Below are 17,233 nucleotides of genomic sequence, written 5' to 3' on the forward strand. Positions count from 1 at the left end.
CGCCCAGAACAGACGGCTGCCCCGCCGGCCTGCCACGAGGGCGCGCCGACGGGATGCGCTGAGTATATTGGCCGCGAGCCAGTCAACGCAGGAGTCCAGGATGTCCCCGCGTAGCCCATCGGTCAATGAAGAGCTTCGGCGCCGGTCGCGCGAGCGGATCCTGGTGGCGACGGTGGAGCTCGTCTCGGCGCGCGGATACGAGGCCACCACGCTCGGCGACATCGCGGAGCGGGCCGGTTCGGCGCGCGGTCTGATCTCGTACTACTTCCCCGGGAAGCGCCAGCTGCTCCAGGCGGCGGTGCACCGGCTGATGCACCTGACGCTCGACGAGGCGCTGGAGCGCGAGCCGCGCACCGAGGACGGGCGCGAGCGGATGGCCCGGGCGATCGACGCGGTACTGGGCCTGGCGGTGGAGCGGCCGACGCTGATGCGGACCCACATGGCGGGAATCCTCCAGGCCGACGGCTTCGTGCAGTGCCAGGAGCAGCAGCGCCTCGCGTTCCTGCTGCGGGACACGGTCGTCCGGTACGGCTCCGAGGACGTGGACACGGACTATCCGCTGCTGCGCGCCCTGCTGATGGGCGCGGTGGTGGCGGTGCTGCTGCCGGGGGCGCCGATGCCGATGGCGCGGCTGCGGTGGGAGCTGTTCCAGCGGTACGGGCTGGACTGGGAGATGGGCGCGCCGCCGGACGGAGGTCCGCCCGACGGCGCGTCGGTGGTGCCGGTGGTGCGGTCCGGTCAGTCGTCCAGGTCGAAGTAGTCCGGCTGGGTCTGGACGTTGAGCTCGTCCAGGCGGATCTTCCTCGCCGGGTCGGTGCGCGGGTCGGAGAGCTTCAGCACGTCGAAGCCCTTGGCGATGTCGTTCGAGTAGATCAGGCCGTTGTAGTAGTACGCGGACCAGGAGCCGCCGGTGATGCTGGCGGTGGCGGAGAGCGGGCCGCGCTCGAAGTAGCCGATCTCCTTCGGGGCGGAGGAGTCGGTGAAGTCCCAGACGGAGATGCCGCCCTGGTACCAGGCCTGGACCATGAGGTCCTTGCCCTTGACCGGGATCAGCGAGCCGTTGTGGGCGACGCAGTTCTCGGTGTCGGCCTGGTGGCGCGGGATCTTGTAGTAGCTGCGGAAGACGAGCTTGCGCTGGTCGCGCTTGCCGACGATGTCGTAGATGCCGTTGGCGCCGCGGTTCGGGCCGACGACGGCGTTGCAGGTGGCGCCGCCGCCACCGCCGAGCTCGTCGGTGAAGACGACCTTGTTGGCCTTCTGGTTGAAGGTCGCGGAGTGCCAGAACGCGAAGTTGACGTTGTCCTGAACCCGGTCGATGACGCTCGGGTGCTCGGGGTCGGCGATGTCGAAGAGGATGCCGTCACCCATGCAGGCACCGGCGGCCAGCTTCTTGTTCGGCAGCACGGTGATGTCGTGGCAACCGGTGGTCTTGGAGACGCCCGGGTTGGTGGGACCGCCGGGGTTGCCGCCGCCGTCCGGGCCCTCGCCCGGGAAGAGGACGGGGAAGTTGACGACCGCGGCCTTCTCGGGGGCGTTGCGGGGGACCTTGATGACCGAGATGCCGTCGTGCGGGGGCTGGCAGTCGGGGAAGGCCGCGTTGGGCGAGTACGAGGCGACGTACACGTACACGTTCTTGCCCTTGGGCACGAGCGTGTGGGTGTGGGAACCGCAGGCGGTCTCGACGGCGGCGACGTACTTCGGGTTGGTGATGTCGCTGATGTCGAAGATCTTCATGCCCTCCCAGGATTCCTTCACCGTGGCGGGCTGCGACGTGCTGTTGCACGAGTTGTCGCTGCGGGACGCGTCGGTGGAGAGGAAGAGGAGGTCGCCGGAGACCGAGATGTCGTTCTGGCCGCCGGGGCAGAGGACCTGGGCGACGGTCTTCGGGTCCTTCGGGTTGCTGATGTCGAAGATCCGGAAGCCGTCGTAGTTGCCCGCGAAGGCGTACTTGCCCTGGAACGCGAGGTCCGTGTTGAGGCTCTTGAGGGCGTCCTTCGGGACGTTCGCGAGGTGCTCAATGTTCGACGTGTGGACGATCTCGTCCACACCGGGTATCTCACCGCTCTGGATCGCGGCACGCGCCTCTGCCGCCTGCTCCGCCGTGACGGCGCCCTGGACCCGGGCGGCGCCCGGGTCGGGGGTGGCGGCCGAGGGCACGGCCGCGAGCAGGGTGGCGAGCAGGCCGGCCGCGGCGGATGCCACGCCCAGGCGTCTGAGCCGCCCGCGCGGGTGCCGCGCCTCGGCGGTCTGCGGCGTAGGGGTACGCAACGAAGTCACACCGTCCTCCCTGGTTTCCGTTCATCTTGAACGGATGTTGGACCCCGGCAGTATGGTCCTTGGCGTGCGCATCTCAACAGATGGCAACACAGATGTAATGAAGGAAGTTGATCGTTCCACCCGGGAAAAGTGCTAGGAACGAACATCCGTCCCGCAAGAACACCTGGAGGTCGCGTTGTTGATCCGCCGTCAGCGAGCCGTCGCCGCCGTGGCCCTCGCCGCCTTCGCCGTACTCGCCCTGGGCGCCTGCGAGTCGGCGCCCGACGAGACGAAGGCGCAGGCCACGTCGGACGCCGGCGGTTCCATCCTGGCGCCCGGGAAGCCCGGGGAGCCGGCCCGCCGGATATCGCCCGAGGAGGCGGCGCGCCAACTCCCCGACGAGAAGCCGAACGGCGCGGACTTCCGTTATGTGCAGATGATGATCGTCCACCACCGCCAGGCCCTCACGATGACCGAACTGGCCCCGGAGCGCGCGGGATCGACGCCGGTACGGAAGGTGGCCGAGCGGATCGCGGCGGCGCAGCAGCCGGAGATCTCCGCGATGGAGGCCTGGATCGAGAACAACGGCGGGCCGCGCGACCAGGGCGCGCACGACCATCACGCGATGCCGGGCATGGCGACCGAGGCTCAGCTGACGGAGCTGCGGAACGCGAAGGGCAAGGCCTTCGACGCGCTCTTCCTCAAGCTCATGACGGCGCACCACGAGGGCGCCGTGACGATGGCGGTGGAGGTGCTGGGCGAGGGCAACAACATCCTCGTCGAGGAGATGGCGAACGACGTGATCGCCCAGCAGACCGCCGAGATCAACCGGATGCGGTCGCTGTAGCCGACCGACGGCCCTCCTGGGCGTCGACCGCCGCGAGGACGGCGTCCAGGAGGCCGGGGAAGAGCGCGTTCAGATCGTCCTCGCGCAGGCCGTTGAGCTTGGCCGTACCCCGGTAGCCCTGGTGAATGACCCCCGCCTCGCGCAGGACGCGGAAGTGGTGCGTCGTCGTCGACTTCGTCACCGGCAGGTCGAAGTGCGAGCAGCTCAGGGCCTCCCCCTCGCGCGCCAACTCCCGCACGATGCTCAGGCGCACGGCGTCCGAGAGCGCGTGGAGCACCCCTTCGAGCGTGATCTCGTCCCGCGCGGGGTGGTCGAGGGCGCGCGGGCTGGTGGCGGTCGTCATGACGGCGGCTCCACTTCTTCCGGTTGGCCTTCATCGTACGAGACCCGTCGTAGATAGGCTTGTACGAGAACCTTCGTAGTTTGACAGATCCCGTACTACGATGAGTATCGTACGAGTGTCCTTCTTCGAGGTCCCGAAACGGAGTTCCGTCATGAGCGTCGCCCTCTTCGAGCCCTACACCCTGCGTTCGCTGACCGTGCCCAACCGGCTCTGGATGGCGCCCATGTGCCAGTACTCGGCCGAGATCACCGGCCCCAACGCGGGCGTCGCGACCGACTGGCACTTCGCCCACTACGGCTCGCGGGCCACCGGCGGCACCGGACTCATCCTCGTGGAGGCCACCGCCGTCGCCCCCGAAGGCCGCATCAGCCCCGCGGACCTGGGCCTGTGGAACGACACCCAGCAGGAGGCGCTGGCGCGCATCGCCGGCTTCCTCAAGTCCCACGGCACCGTCCCCGGCATCCAGCTGGCACACGCCGGGCGCAAGGCCTCCACCAACCGCCCCTGGGAGGGCCGCGGCCCCTACACGGGCGAGGCCTGCTGGACGCCCGTCGCGCCCAGCCCGGTCGAGTTCGACGAGGGCTACCCCGTACCGACCGAACTGACCGTGGAGCGCATCCGGGAGATCACCGGCCAGTTCGCGGACGCGGCCCGCCGCGCCCTCGACGCCGGCTTCGAGGTCGCCGAGGTGCACGGCGCCCACGGCTACCTCATCGGCGAGTTCCTCTCCCCGCACAGCAACCACCGCACCGACGAGTACGGCGGCTCCTTCGAGAACCGCACCCGCCTCGCCCTGGAGGTCGTCGACGCGGTGCGGGCCGTCTGGCCCGAGCACCTCCCCCTCTTCTTCCGTATCTCCGCCACCGACTGGCTGGGGGACGCGGGATGGACCGGCGACGACACCGTGCGCTTCGCCGCCCTGCTGCGCGAGCACGGCGTCGACCTCCTCGACGTCTCCACCGGCGGCAACGGCGGACCCGCCGAGATCCCGGCGGCTCCCGGCTTCCAGGTGCCGTTCGCGGCCCGCGTCCGCGCCGAGACCGGACTGCCCGTCGCGGCCGTCGGCCTGATCACCGAGAGCGACCAGGCGGAGAGGATCGTCGCGGGCGGCGAGGCGGACGCGGTCCTCATCGGCCGCGAGATGCTCCGCGACGCCTCCTTCGCCCGCCGCGCGGCCCGCGAGCTCGGCGCGGAGACCCACGCCCCGTCGCAGTACGCCTGGGCGATCTGAGGCACGGCCCGCCCCCGAGGCGGGCGCCACGGGAGTGTCCGGGGGCCGTTGTCAGTGGCCGGGTGCAGACTGGCCCATATCCGCGACAACGGCGTCCTGGAGGTGGCAGACCATGCCCGACGTACTCCTCACCGTAGGCACCCGCAAGGGGCTCTTCCTCGGCCGCAGGCGCGGCGGCCGCTGGGAGTTCGACGATCCGGCCCTGCCCGCGCAGGCGGTCTACTCGGTCGCCATCGACACCCGGGGGCCGACGCCCAGGCTGCTCGCCGGCGGGGACAACGGGCACTTCGGGCCGTCCGTCTTCCACTCCGACGACCTGGGGAGGAGCTGGACCGAGCCGCCGCGCCCGGCGGTGAAGTTCCCCGAGGACACCGGGGCCTCCCTGGAGCGCGTCTGGCAGCTGCACCCGGCGCCCGCGCACTCCCCCGGCGTCGTCTTCGCCGGGACGGAACCGGCGGCCCTCTTCCGCTCGGCCGACGGCGGCGAGTCCTTCGAGCTCGTCCGGCCGCTCTGGGAGCACCCGACGCGCTCCCGGTGGGTGCCCGGCGGGGGCGGCGAGGCCGTCCACACGGTCGTCACCGACCCGCGCGACCCCGACGCGCTCATGGTCGCGGTCTCCACCGCCGGGGTCTTCCGCTCCCGGGACGGCGGGGCCGCGTGGGAGCCCTCCAACCACGGCGTCTCGGCGGTCTTCCTGCCCGATCCGAACCCCGAGTTCGGGCAGTGCGTCCACAAGATCGCCCAGGACGCGGGCGACAAGGACCGGCTGTACCTCCAGAACCACTGGGGCGTCTTCCGCAGCGACGACGGCGGCGGCAGCTGGTCCGACATCGGCGCCGGGCTCCCCTCCGACTTCGGCTTCGCCGTCGCCGCCCATCCGCACCGGCCCGGCACGGCCTACGTCTTCCCCATCACGGCGGACTCCGACCGCGTACCGGCCGACCGCCGCTGCCGCGTCTACCGGACCCGGGACGCCGGGGCGAACTGGGAGCCGCTCACCGCCGGGCTGCCGGAGGGCGCCCACTACGGCACGGTGCTGCGCGACGCGCTGTGCACGGACGACGCGGACCCGGCGGGCGTCTACTTCGGCAACCGCAACGGGGAGGTGTACGGGAGCGAGGACGACGGCGACAGCTGGCGCCTGCTCGCCGAGCACCTGCCGGACGTCCTGTGCGTGCGGGCGGCGGTGATCTGACGGCCCGGCGTCGAAGGTCAGGGCAGGCGCCAGTCCACGGGCTGCGCGCCCTGCCCCAGGAGCAGCTCGTTGGCCCGGCTGAACGGGCGGGAGCCGAAGAAGCCCCGGTCGGCGGACATCGGGGACGGGTGCGCCGACTCGACCGCCGGAAGGTTCCCGAGCAGCGGGCGGGCGTTGCGCGCGTCCCTGCCCCACAGGATGGAGACGAGCGGCTTGCCGCGGGCGGCCAGCGCGCGGATGGCCTGCTCGGTGACCTCCTCCCAGCCCTTGCCCCGGTGGGCGGCGGGCTTGCGCGGGGCCGTGGTGAGCGCCCTGTTGAGGAGGAGGACGCCCTGACGCGTCCAGGGGGTCAGGTCGCCGTTCGACGGCCTCGGCAGGCCGAGATCGGTGCCCAGCTCGCGGAAGATGTTCTCCAGGCTGCCCGGCAGGGAGCGGACCTCGGGCGCGACCGAGAAGCTGAGTCCCATCGCCATCCCCGGCGTGGGATAGGGGTCCTGACCCACGATCAGGACCCGCACCTCGTCGAAGGGCTGCTGGAACGCCCGCAGGACGTTCGCCCCGGACGGCAGGTACGTGCGGCCCGCGGAGATCTCCGCGCGCAGGAAGTCGCCCATCCGGGCCACCTGTCCGGCCACGGGCCGCAGGGCCTCCGCCCAGCCGGGTTCCACCAGTTCGTTCAACGGTCGCGCTGTCACGGTCCGTCACTCTACCGGCCTACAGTGACAGCGAAGCCTGCTCTCTCCCCCAGACGCGAGGACGGTGCACCGTGAACGAACCCGGCGTGGCCGCGCACACCGAAGCACTCGTGGTCGGCGTCGACTCCGGTGGATCGGGGCTCCGGATCGCCCTCGCCGACGCGGCGAGCGGAACCGTCCTCGCCGGCGCCGCCTCGCGCGAGCCCGTGCGCACCGGGCCCGGCGGGATCTCGGCCGCGCACTTCCTGGAGCAGGTCCTCCCGGCCGTCGACGCCCTCCTGGAGCCGTACCGCTCTCGGCCCCTGCGCGCCGCCGCCGTCGGCGCGGCCGGGATGGCGACGCTCGGGGACGAGCTCCGTGCCCAGCTGCCGGCCGCCCTCGCCGGGGCCTGGGGCGTGCGGCGCCTCGCCCTCGCGGCCGACGCCGTCACCGCGTACGCCGGGGCGCTCGGGCACCGGCCCGGTGCGGTCGTCGCGGGCGGGACCGGGCTCGTCGCCCTCGGTACGGACCTGGGCTCCTGGCGCCGGGCCGACGGCTGGGGCCATCTGCTCGGCGACTGCGGCAGCGGCGCCTGGATCGGCCGGGCGGGCCTGGAGGCGGCCATGCGGGCGTACGACGGCAGGCGCGGCGGTTCGGCGGCGCTGCTGGCCCGGGCGGAGAAGCTCCTCGGCCCGGCCGCGGGCCTGCCGGGCGCCCTCTATCCCCGTACCGACCGTCCGGCGGTGCTCGCCTCCTTCGCCCCCGAGGTGGCGGCCTGTGCCTCCGGCGACCCGGTCGCGGCCGGCATCCTCGCGGCGGCGGCCGGGCACATCGCGGAGGCGGCCGAGGCCGTCTGCCCGGCGGAGCCCGGCGCCCTGGTCGCCCTCACGGGCGGGCTCTTCAGGATGGGCGACCCGCTCCTCGTCCCCCTGCGGGCCGCGCTCGCGGAGCGCGTACCGCACGCCCGGACGGTGGAGCCGGCGGGCGATCCGCTGGCCGGGGCGGTGACCCTCGCGTCGGCGCTCGCGACGGGGGTGCCGGGGCTGCCGCAGGACCCGTCGCTGCTCCGGGTCTTCACGTCGCCCGGAGGGCGGTAGGCGCGCCATTCGCCCAGGTCGGACGCCGTGGACACGACACACCGGGCCGATCACCGGACATAGGGGGACAGACGGCGCGCGATCCCACCTCAACGAACAGCGTGGTGGGCGAAACCAGTAGCATGCGGCGCCATGAGCACCCCCACTGGGCCCGCTTCCGGCCTGCCTGTACGAATGCCGCGACCCCGACAGTCCGGGCGGCACCGTCGCCCCGAGCCCGCGGCGGCGCCCGAGGGCGCTCCCGCGCTGGTGCTCGCCGTTCCCGGTGAGCCCTCGGCCGCCATACGCTCCCTCGCCGAGGAGCTCGTGAGCATCACCCGCTCGGAGCTGCCCGGCCTGGAGGCCGTGATCGGCTTCGTGGACGGCGACGACGCCGAGTACCCCTCCCTCTCCGCCGTGCTCGTCGCGGCCGAGGCCCTGCGCACCCAGCGGTACGAGCTGGCCGTGGCGGCGGGCCGCGAGGTCGCCGCCCCCTCGGGCCCGCCCGCCGTCGTCGTCCCGCTCCTCGCGGGCCCCGACAGCGCGCAGATGCGGCTGGTCCGCCAGGCCGTCATGGACAGCGGCAACACCGCCGAGCTGACGGACGTCCTCGGCCCGCACCCGCTGCTCGCCGAGGCGCTGCACGTGCGCCTGTCGGAGGCCGGGCTCGCCCGCGCCGACCGTGCCCGGCTGTTCACGGTCGCCACGGCCGCCGACGGCATCATCCTGGCGACGGTCGGCGGCGAGGAGGCCGTGCAGGCCGCCGGGATCACCGGCATGCTGCTCGCCGCGCGGCTCGCCGTGCCGGTGATGGCCGCCGCGCTCGACCAGGAGGGTTCCATCACCTCCGTCGCCGACCAGCTGCGTGCCGCGGGCTCGGTCCAGCTGGCGCTCGCGCCGTACCTGATCGGCCCCGAGCTGGCCGAGGGCCTGCTCGAAGAGGCCTCGAAGGAGGCCGGCTGCGCCGTCGCCGAGCCGCTGGGCGCGTACCCGGCGATCGGCAAGCTGATCCTCTCGCAGTACACGGCCGCGCTGGGCATCCCGCCGCAGCAGCCGCAGAGCGTGCCCTCCGCCTGACGGGTACGTGGAAGGGCCCGCACCGGGTGTCCGGTGCGGGCCCTTTCGCGTACGGGCCCTTCCGCGTACGGGGCTACCGCCGCGCGAAGACGACGCAGGAGGCCGCCGGGGCCTCTACCGAGCCCGCGCGGACCGGGATGCCGGTCTCCCAGTCGATGTCGAACCAGGTGACGTCCCCGGAGCGCTCGTTGGCCGCGTACAGGCGGCGCCCGGTGGGGTCGAGGACCAGGTCGCGGGGCCAGTGGCCGCCGCAGGGCACGGAGGCGACGAGCACGGCCTTCGTACCGCCCGCGTCGAGGGCGAGGACGGCGAGGGTGTCGTCGCCCCGGACGGCGACCCACAGGAAGCGGCCGTCGGGCGCGGCGACCACCTCGGAGGGGTAGCAGGGGCCGTCGGGGAGGCCCTCGGGGACGACGGGGGTCTCGCCGAGTGGTTCGAGCACGCCCGCCCCGGCGTCCCAGCGGCAGACGGTGAGCGTGGGCTCCAGCTCGTGGAGGACGTAGGCGTGGCGGCCGTCCGGGTGGAAGGCGAGGTGGCGCGGGCCCGTGCCGGGGCGCAGGGCGGTCTCGCCGTGGAGGGTCAGCGCGCCGGTGACGGGGTCGAGGGCGCAGATCCGTACGGAGTCGGTGCCGAGGTCGACGGAGAGCACCCACCGGCCGGTGGGGTCGGGGAGCACCTGGTGGGCGTGCGGGCCGGCCTGCCGGTCCGTGACGGGTCCCGAGCCCTCGTGGCGCAGGAGCGCCGAGGCGGGGCGCGCGGTGCCGTCCTCGGCCAGCGGCAGGGCGGTGACGCTGCCGGAGCTGTAGTTGGCCGTGAGGAGGTGTCCGGCGGCGAGTGCGAGGTGGGTGGGGTCCGCGCCGCCGACCGGGACGGGCGCGCCGAGGGGGCGGGGCGCGGGTCCGGTCACGTCGAGGGCGGCGACGGCGCCGTCCCCGGTCTCGGAGACGGCGTGGAGGACGGCGCCCGCGAGGGCGAGGTAGGAGGGGTTGGCCACGGCGTCGCTGCCGCCGGTGACGGTCAGGGCGCCGGTCCGTTCGTCGACGTCGGCGGCGAGGACGCCGCGGCCCCCCGCCGTGGTGAACGATCCGATGTACGCGCGCAGCGCGCCGCGGCCCGCAGCCGCCCCTGTGTCGCCCGTGGTGCTCGTCATGCGGCGGACGATAGCAGGTCTAGACCAGACCCCTCCGAGTCGTCGGTGCGGCCTTCGTCAGGCCGCCGGGACGAGCGGCTCGCGCGGCGAGGTCCGCAGCGGCGCGGCGAGGTCGACGAGGGCCTGTTCCAGGCTGTGCAGGTGGCCCAGGGCCGCCTCGGCGCCGGGGTGGTGGTGCGGCACCCCGGCCGTCGCCCGGGCCGGGTCCGTCACCGGCCGGACCTGGGGGACGAGGGCGTGGACGGCGGACTCGACGCGCCAGGCCGCCGCGGCGAGCCGGGCGTCGTGCGAGGCGTCCGGGTCCCCGGCGACGACGGCGAGCCCCTTGATCTCGCGGGCGCAGTCGTCGAGCAGCGCGAGCACGCGGCGGGCCCGCGCCTTGCGCGCGCGCAGCGGGCTCAGCGGGTGGACGAGCGGCGCGAGGGTGAGCCGGGCGCGGCCGAGGAGGAGTTCCAGCTCGGCGGCGTGCGGGGCCGGGTCGGCGTGCGGGTCGCCCGCGAGGCGCCGGGCGGCGGCCGTGGTGCAGGTGTGCACGCAGGTGACGGCCCGCTCGATCCAGGCGTTGGTGGCGGCGTGCGTGGTCACCGGCAGCAGGGCGACACCGATCACCGCGCCGAGGGCGCCGACGGCGGTCTCCTCGAAGCGCAGGACCAGGAGGCCGGGGTGGAGGACGCCGAGGAGCCCGTACAGGAGTCCGGCCATGACGGTCACGAAGAACATCATCCAGCTGTACGAGAGCGGGGCCGTGTAGAAGATCCCGAAGACGCAGACGGCGACCAGGAGGGCCGTCGGGGCCGGGGCGCCGCCGAGGGGGACGGCGACGAGCAGGCCGGCCGCGATGCCGGTGACCGTGCCGAGGACGCGGCGGAAACCGCGGACGAGGGTCTCGCCGCGCGAGGCGGTGTTGACGAAGATCCACCAGGCGGTGCCGACGGCCCAGTACCAGCGCTCGTGCGAGATCACCTGTCCGGCGGCGAGGGCGATGCCGCAGGCCACGGTGGCCTGGAAGGCCTGCCGGGTGGTCGGGCGGGCGAGCCCGGTCCCGGGCAGCGGGGCGGGCGCGGCGGGCGGCGGGACGCGCCGCTCGACGGGCCACAGCACGAAGCGCACGGCCCCCGCCGAGACCATGGCGATGGCCGTCGCCGCGAACAGCTCGGGGAGCTGGGCGGGCAGGGCGTGCAGGAACTGGGTGACGAAGAACTGCATGAACGCGAAGATGCCCAGCGCGTGGCCGCGCGGCCCCCAGCGGCGCGCGTACACCCCGGCGAAGACGACGAGCAGCCAGGCCGCGTCCCGTACCTGCGGGGCGTCGTGCAGGAGGGTCGCGACGGCGAGCGCGGGGAAGCCGACGACCGGCAGCAGGGCGGTGGTGACGGCCTGGCGGCGGATGGTCGCGTCGCCGACGGTGAAGAAGGCGAGCAGCGCGGCGAGACCCGCGGTGATGGACGCCACGAGGGAGAGGCCGAGCAGTTCGGCGAGGGCGACCGCGAGCGCGATGCCGACGACGGCGCGAGCCGATGTCCGGAACCGGACGAGCCCCGGGTCCGGAGCCATGAAGAACTTCTGCAGCGTGCGCACGGCGGCCAATCCCGCCCCCCTTGTCCTGTCCCTCACCGCGCACGAGGGTCCCCGGGGGTGGTGGGGGCTCGGACACGACGAAAGCACCGCGCACCGTGCCGGCCTCGTCGCCGGACGGCGCTGCGCGGCGCCGAAAACCATGTGATGGCTACAAGAATAGACGGAAGAGGGGACAGCGGCCCAAACGGCCATGGAATCACTGGGCCAATGGCCTTCTCGATGCCCGATTCAATGGACCGGACGGTGCCATTGGCCCACGGGAGGCTCAGACCGCCCGCCGGTTCCCCTTCGCGTCGCAGGGGATCTCCGCGGCCGTGTGGTGGACGAGGAAGTCGCGGGTGGCCTGGCGTTCCGCCTCGGTGATCGCGGTCGGCTCGACCTTGACGATGCCGCCGTAGGGGCGGTCGACGTCCTTGATGATGCACAGGGCCGTGGTGAGCAGCGCCGTGATCACGACGAGGGTGAGGATCTGACCCCGGTTGTTGCGGCGGGGCAGGCAGATGCCCAGGGCGGTGACGGTGATGACCAGGGTCGCGAGGAGGAACCAGAAGAAGGCCCTGGGGATGCTGGCGGTGGCCTGGGTGAGGCGTTCGTCGCGTTCGTCCGCGCGCTTGTTGTCCGCCGCGACCACCATGCCGAAGACCGGCTTGCCCTCCAGTTCCTTGAAGACGCGCCGGAAGTCGGTGGACCAGAGGCTGGGTGCCCGGGAGCCCTTGCCGTCCGCCATGGCCGGCCACTCCTGGGTGCGGACGGCCCTGGCGTAGCAGACGGCGTCCGCCTGGAGTTCCTCGCGCTGGACGACCGGTCCGTACTCGGCGGCCTCGACGAGCTGGTCGAGGGCGCGGGCCTCGCCGCGGGAGGCGACCTCGGCCTTGCCGTACGAGCCGTTGGCGGTGACGAGGACGAAGGCGAGCAGCAGCACGGTGAGGGTGAGGAGGGGGCCGACCAGGTCCTTCACCGCCATGCCGGTGTCGTCGTCCTCGCTGAGGAGGCGGGGCCGCAGCCAGCGGTTGGCGGCCAGACCGGCGAGGAGTGCGAGGGCGGCGACGACGATGATGAGGAGCATGGAGGGATCCCTGCCGTGGCCCCGGCGGCGCGGAACAGGCGAATCGTTCCCGCACCCCCGAACGAGGGACCGCCGTCCGCCCCGGGAGGACCCGGGAGGAGCGGACGGCGGTCCCTCGCCACGGGCCGCGCTAGAGCAGGTCCGCCGCCTGGGTCAGCAGCTTCTCGTAGATCTCCGGCCGGTCCTCGTCGATGACCGGGAACCCGACGCCGAAGTCGCCGTTCACCCATCGCGCCGCGATGCCCGGGTTGGCGCTCTCCGTGCCGTCGTGCAGGAAGACGTGCGGGCTGCAGTTCACCCTGCCGTCCCGCGCCGACTCGTACTGGTCCATGACCGCCCGGCGCGCCGTGCCGCCGTCGAGCGCGTCCGCGAGCACGGCCGTGTCGACCGCCCCGGTCTCCTCGGCCACGTCGAGGATCACGTGACGCTGGGAGATGCACCGGCCCTGCGACCAGAACGCCCGCCGCAGGGCCCGGTCGAGCTGCTCACTGGCGTGCCAGCCCTGCGCCTTGGCCGCGTGCACGGCCTCCAGGGCCGGCAGGGTCGTCACCGGGTACGTCCAGTCCGGGCCCTGCCACAGCGTCCAGCCCGCCTCCGGTTCGAGCGCGCCGAGGACCGAGATCTCCGAGTCCACGCCGGGCCGGGCGTTCACCTCCCGGTTGAACAGTTCGAGCGGGAACGCCCGCAGGTCGAACCAGACCCGCCCCTCCAGCCCGAGCCGCCGCCGTGTCTCGTGCAGCCGGTGCACGGCGACGTGCGCGAAGGAGCAGTTGAGGTCGGTGTAGACGGCGATCGTGTCCGGCGCGGCCGGCAGGCGGGGGTCGAACCCCGCCTCCGCCCCGGTCCGGGTCACGCTCGTCGTTTCGGTCATGGTGCCTCCTCGACTCGGATCAGCCCCCACCAGCCCTCACTGACACCCCAGTGAAGGTTTCCGGTGCGGTAGAGATGGTCCCCCGGATGCTGGGCGCGGAACCGCACGGTCCGGGTGCTTCCCGAGGCCAGCGCGCCGAGGGTCGACACGTACCAGCCGCGTCCGGTCTCCGAGGCGTCCCACACCTGGCCGTGCACCGTGAAGCCCTGGTTGCGCATCCGGTGCGAGGCGACGGCGAGGTGGACGGCGACGCGGTCGCCGGCGCGGACGGTGAGGAGCGGGGTCGGCGGGTTCGGATCGGAGAGGACCGGGTCCAGCGGGTGCAGGGCGGCGGTCCGGTAGTTGTAGGCCTTCTGGCCGGCGTCGTCGGGGCTGTCCGAGAACAGGTCGGTGACCGGCTGGGTCAGGTCCCCGTCGTGGTAGAGCCGCAGGCCGTCCTGGGAGACCAGGACGAGTTCCCGTACGGGTTCGGCGTCCGGCCTGCGGACGACGGCCCGCTCGCCGGTCCACCGCTCGCGCCCGGTCTCCGGGTCGTACGGGGTGGCGTCGGCCTCCTCCACCACGAGGACGCCGACCAGGCCCCGGCGCGGGTGCGAGACGACGTCGGCGTGGGAGCGGAGCAGCACGACCCCCGGCTCGGCCGCGTGCCAGCGGTAGGTGCGGGAGGCGCCGGGCTTGACCGTGCTGTCGGCGTTGCGGCCGACGTGGGCGCCGTCGTCGGTGCGCACGTCGTAGTCGAGCAGCGTGGGGTGGAGGGAGACACGGCCGGAGATCGTCCGGGCGCCGCTGTCCGCCTCGTTCATCAGGCGCGGGTCCAGCGGGCTCGCGGGCGGCGGCCCGTCGAGCTCGTTGACGAGGGTGACCTCCACCCACTCCCCCGCCCGGCAGCGCAGGACCAGGGGCCCTTCCTCGGGGGTGCCGTCGGCGCGGTGGTCGCCGTCGGCCCGGAAGACGAGGCCGTACGGGTCGGTGCGCAGCGGGCTGTACGGGATGACCTCGGCGCGGGCCCGGACGGTGTACCGGCGGACCTTGCGGCGGCCGGGCCGCGCGGGGGCGTCGGCGGTGCGGCCGGGGAGCGGCGGCAGGTCGGCCTGCGGGCGGTCGTGCAGCCGGAGCAGGCCCCAGCAGCCGAGCCACAGGTCGTTGGCGGCTCCGAAGGACCACAGGTGGTCGCCGGCGCCGAGGGTCGGGGCGAGGGCGAGCTGTGCCACGTTGGAGATGCCCAGGGTCTGCTGGTTGCGCCAGGCGGTGTCCTCGCGGCCCGCCCACTCGCGCCAGCGGGCGCCGGAGATCGTGAAGCTGTGCTGGAGGTCGTGGGAGCCCTGGAGGACGTGGACCCGCAGGTCCTCGCCGGGGTAGCCGCGCAGCAGCGGGGTGCCGGGGTCGCCGTGGACGGCGCTGGAGAACCAGTGGGCCGGGTCGCCGCCGCGCTCCGAGAGCGGTGCGCTGCGGTAGTTGACGCCCATCGCGCCCTGGTCGTCGGGGGCGCCGGGGACCGGCGGCGGGTTGATCGGGCCGCCGTGGTCGCCGTGGCCGTGCTTGACCATGGGGACGAAGTCGCCGATGGCGAGCACCAGTTCGCGGTGGGCGGTGCCGTCGGCCTTCTTGATGACGGCCTGGGTGCCGCGCCGCAGCTCCTTGCCGTGGTCGTCGGGAGAGACCCAGACGGCTCCCTCGGGCTGGGTCTGGAGGGCGCCGAACAGGCCGTGGCGCTGGCGGTAGTTGGCGAGCAGGTGGTCGTGGAAGAGGACGGTCCCGAAGTCCTCGTCCACGTACCAGCGGTACGTCCAGGAGTTGTACCGGCCGTTGTCCTCGGCGCCCTGGTCGGCGGTGGTGGTCGCGGAGAGGTAGTTCCAGCCCACGGCCGAGCCGTCGGAGACGAGCGGGTCGTACTTGACGAGGTGGGTGTGGAGGCCGCACTCGGGCTGGAAGGCGAGCGCCGGGTCGAAGGCGGACTCCTTCTGCGGGCCGGTCGGCAGGGCGTTGGTCAGGGTGAGTTCGAGCACCTCGCCCTTGTTGGCGCGGATGACGAGCGGCTCCAGGGTCCGTTCGCCCCGGGCGAGCTGCCGCTTGAACTCCGCCAGGCCGCCGGCCTCCTCGATCTCCTCGGCGAGGACGTAGAAGTGGCCGTTGTGGTCGTGCCAGGTCGCGGCGTGCTCGTCGGCCGGGTCCCCGTGGTAGTGCAGGGTGCCGTTGGTGACGACCAGGTCGTAGCGGCGTACGGGGGCGTCCGCGGGCGCGATCTTGGTGAAGGCCTCGCCGGGCTGCGGGTCGTCCACGAAGGCCGCCACCTCCAGCGGGGTGGGTTCGCGGCCCATGCCCGGCGGCTGGAGCGGGGTGCGCGGAGGGCGGGGGTTCTTCTGCGGGAAGGTGGCCGACTGGGCGAGGAACCCGGGGAAGCCGGGGCGCTCGGGCGTCGGGAGCGGCGGGGCCGCGCGGTGGGGCAGCGGGACGAGCCGCTGGACGGTCCGGCCGTCGGGATAGACGCCGTCGCCCTCCTGGAGGGTGTCGAAGATCCGGAACATGCCCCACATGCCCATGTGGAAGTGGACGTACATGTGGCAGTGCCATATGGAGTCGCCGACCGCACCCTGGGTCGAGCCGAGCCCGCCGATGAGTTCCAGGGTCATGGCCTCCTGCGGGCCGATGCTGACGGAGTCGACGATCGGGGCGTTCTCGTCGTCGGCGCGCAGCCGCCACTGGTGGAGGTGTGTGTGGAACACATGGGTGTCGCGCATACCGCCGTGGACGAGCCGGATGACCGTGGGGTCGCCGGAGTAGCCGCGCAGGACGGGGGTGGCGGGGTCGCCGAAGAGCCAGGAGCTGTGGTGCACCTCCTCGCCGTGGACGGCGTCCCGCACCGGGTCGAGCTTCCCCTCCTCCAGGAGCTGCTGGTACCGGTGCATCCGCCATTCCATCGGCTCGATGCGGTGGTTCACCGGCAGCATCGCCATGTTGGGCGGGGTGAGGTCGTCGACGGTGTCCGAGGTGCCGGGGCCGGCCGCCGGGGAGCCCGTGGCGGAGGGCGGAGCCGGAAGCGGGGCGGTGGGGCGGTAGATCCCCGCCGCGGCGGCCGCCGGGGGCGCCGCGGCGTGCCCGCCCTCGTGACCGCCGCCGTGTCCGTGGCCCGGCATCGGCGGCGGGACCGCCGGGTTGTCGTTGCTCGGGTACTCCATCATGAAGATCACGAACTCGCGGAAGCTGCGGTCCGGGAGGTGGACGTCCGCGTACAGGCCGGTCGCGAGCGGCCCGCCGGTCTCCGGGTCCGTCCAGGTGGCCTCGGGCGCCTCCACCACGACGGCGCCGACCATGCCGTGGCTCTGGGACCCCTCGCCCCGGGCGTCGGACATGTCCCCGAAGTGGAAGACGCCCTCGTGCTCGCAGTCCCACTCGTAGACGCGGGTGCCGCCGGGCGGGACGCTGCTGTCCGGGTTGGCCCCGGCGGCGAGGCCGTCCATGGTGCGGACGTCGTACCGGACGCCCTGGACGGTGATGCCGGCGGGACGGGCGAGCTCGTTGGTCAGCCGGACCCGCAGCCGCTCGCCGCGCCGGACCCGCAGGACCAGCGGACGGGCGAGCGGGTGGGTGCCCGGGACGAGCTCCGGGTGCTCCAGGTAGCTGGGGAAGGGCGTCGGCCAGGTCGCCGCGACCTCCCGCAGCGCCGGGGCGTCGGAGGCCAGGACGTACAGGGTGCCGTTGCGGTCGTGGTCGCCGAACTCGTTGTAGGCGATGGGTACGTGGAGGGCGACGACGTCGTACGTACGGACCGGGCGTCCGTCCCCCCGGCGCCCGTCGGGCTGTTCCGTGGTGCTCATGTTCGGTGGTACTCCCCCGTGCTCGATCGTGCTCGATGGTCGTGTCGGTGCGGC

The 17,233-nt window shown here is 73.5% G+C and carries 14 protein-coding genes; 6 read left to right on the forward strand and 8 right to left on the reverse strand.

Annotation, left to right across the window (positions count from 1 at the left end; all coding sequences use genetic code 11):
- The first annotated feature begins 100 nt into the window (after positions 1 to 100).
- On the forward strand, positions 101 to 760 hold the full coding sequence (locus tag ACFC0Z_RS10340; RefSeq protein WP_376434825.1) for a TetR/AcrR family transcriptional regulator: 660 nt from the start codon (positions 101 to 103) through the stop codon (positions 758 to 760).
- Here ACFC0Z_RS10340 and ACFC0Z_RS10345 read toward each other — a convergent pair.
- On the reverse strand, positions 739 to 2,277 hold the full coding sequence (locus ACFC0Z_RS10345) for an LVIVD repeat-containing protein (RefSeq protein ID WP_376434827.1): 1,539 nt from the start codon (positions 2,275 to 2,277) through the stop codon (positions 739 to 741). The two genes, ACFC0Z_RS10340 and ACFC0Z_RS10345, sit on opposite strands and share 22 nt — an antisense overlap.
- Positions 2,278 to 2,452: 175 nt before the next feature.
- Between ACFC0Z_RS10345 and ACFC0Z_RS10350 the strand changes: the two genes are divergently transcribed.
- On the forward strand, positions 2,453 to 3,103 hold the full coding sequence (locus ACFC0Z_RS10350; RefSeq protein ID WP_376434829.1) for a DUF305 domain-containing protein: 651 nt from the start codon (positions 2,453 to 2,455) through the stop codon (positions 3,101 to 3,103).
- On the opposite strand, the gene ACFC0Z_RS10355 is transcribed toward ACFC0Z_RS10350, so the two are convergent.
- Positions 3,081 to 3,446 (reverse strand): ArsR/SmtB family transcription factor, encoded by a 366-nt coding sequence (locus tag ACFC0Z_RS10355; protein ID WP_376434831.1) that lies wholly within the window; start codon positions 3,444 to 3,446, stop codon positions 3,081 to 3,083. The two genes, ACFC0Z_RS10350 and ACFC0Z_RS10355, sit on opposite strands and share 23 nt — an antisense overlap.
- A 151-nt stretch (positions 3,447 to 3,597) precedes the next feature.
- Between ACFC0Z_RS10355 and ACFC0Z_RS10360 the strand changes: the two genes are divergently transcribed.
- Both ACFC0Z_RS10360 and ACFC0Z_RS10365 read left to right on the forward strand, forming a co-directional pair.
- The gene (locus ACFC0Z_RS10360) at positions 3,598 to 4,677 is read left to right on the forward strand and encodes an NADH:flavin oxidoreductase/NADH oxidase (protein WP_376434833.1); all 1,080 of its coding nucleotides are present in this window, start codon (positions 3,598 to 3,600) and stop codon (positions 4,675 to 4,677) included.
- Positions 4,678 to 4,789: 112 nt separating this feature from the next.
- On the forward strand, positions 4,790 to 5,872 hold the full coding sequence (locus ACFC0Z_RS10365; protein ID WP_376434835.1) for a WD40/YVTN/BNR-like repeat-containing protein: 1,083 nt from the start codon (positions 4,790 to 4,792) through the stop codon (positions 5,870 to 5,872).
- Between the two features lie 17 nt (positions 5,873 to 5,889).
- Here ACFC0Z_RS10365 and ACFC0Z_RS10370 read toward each other — a convergent pair whose 3' ends face one another.
- Entirely contained in the window at positions 5,890 to 6,567 is a 678-nt protein-coding gene (locus ACFC0Z_RS10370; RefSeq protein WP_376434837.1) for a uracil-DNA glycosylase, read from the reverse strand.
- Positions 6,568 to 6,638: 71 nt separating this feature from the next.
- Between ACFC0Z_RS10370 and ACFC0Z_RS10375 the strand changes: the two genes are divergently transcribed.
- On the forward strand, positions 6,639 to 7,643 hold the full coding sequence (locus ACFC0Z_RS10375) for an N-acetylglucosamine kinase (protein WP_376434839.1): 1,005 nt from the start codon (positions 6,639 to 6,641) through the stop codon (positions 7,641 to 7,643).
- A gap of 132 nt (positions 7,644 to 7,775) precedes the next feature.
- Positions 7,776 to 8,699: a sirohydrochlorin chelatase gene (locus ACFC0Z_RS10380; protein WP_376434841.1), complete on the forward strand. Its 924-nt coding sequence runs from the start codon at positions 7,776 to 7,778 to the stop codon at positions 8,697 to 8,699.
- A 73-nt stretch (positions 8,700 to 8,772) separates the two neighbouring features.
- Here the strand turns inward: ACFC0Z_RS10380 and ACFC0Z_RS10385 are convergent, their stop codons facing one another.
- The 5 genes from ACFC0Z_RS10385 to ACFC0Z_RS10405 form a co-directional block, all read right to left on the reverse strand.
- Positions 8,773 to 9,849 carry a lactonase family protein gene (locus ACFC0Z_RS10385; RefSeq protein WP_376434843.1) on the reverse strand — a complete coding sequence of 359 codons (1,077 nt, stop codon included), beginning with the start codon at positions 9,847 to 9,849 and terminating at the stop codon, positions 8,773 to 8,775.
- 57 nt (positions 9,850 to 9,906) lie between these two features.
- Positions 9,907 to 11,403 (reverse strand): FUSC family protein, encoded by a 1,497-nt coding sequence (locus ACFC0Z_RS10390; RefSeq protein ID WP_376435076.1) that lies wholly within the window; start codon positions 11,401 to 11,403, stop codon positions 9,907 to 9,909.
- A 289-nt stretch (positions 11,404 to 11,692) separates the two neighbouring features.
- Complete coding sequence (locus ACFC0Z_RS10395; protein WP_376434844.1) at positions 11,693 to 12,493, reverse strand: hypothetical protein; 801 nt, start codon at positions 12,491 to 12,493, stop codon at positions 11,693 to 11,695.
- Positions 12,494 to 12,623: 130 nt separating this feature from the next.
- On the reverse strand, positions 12,624 to 13,364 hold the full coding sequence (locus tag ACFC0Z_RS10400) for a DsbA family protein (protein WP_376434846.1): 741 nt from the start codon (positions 13,362 to 13,364) through the stop codon (positions 12,624 to 12,626).
- Complete coding sequence (locus ACFC0Z_RS10405) at positions 13,361 to 17,179, reverse strand: multicopper oxidase domain-containing protein (protein ID WP_376434848.1); 3,819 nt, start codon at positions 17,177 to 17,179, stop codon at positions 13,361 to 13,363. The genes ACFC0Z_RS10400 and ACFC0Z_RS10405 overlap by 4 nt, the downstream gene beginning before the upstream one ends.
- Positions 17,180 to 17,233 lie beyond the last annotated feature (54 nt).

It is taken from the genome of Streptomyces sp. NPDC056144 (assembly GCF_042264145.1).
Lineage (GTDB): Bacteria > Actinomycetota > Actinomycetes > Streptomycetales > Streptomycetaceae > Streptomyces.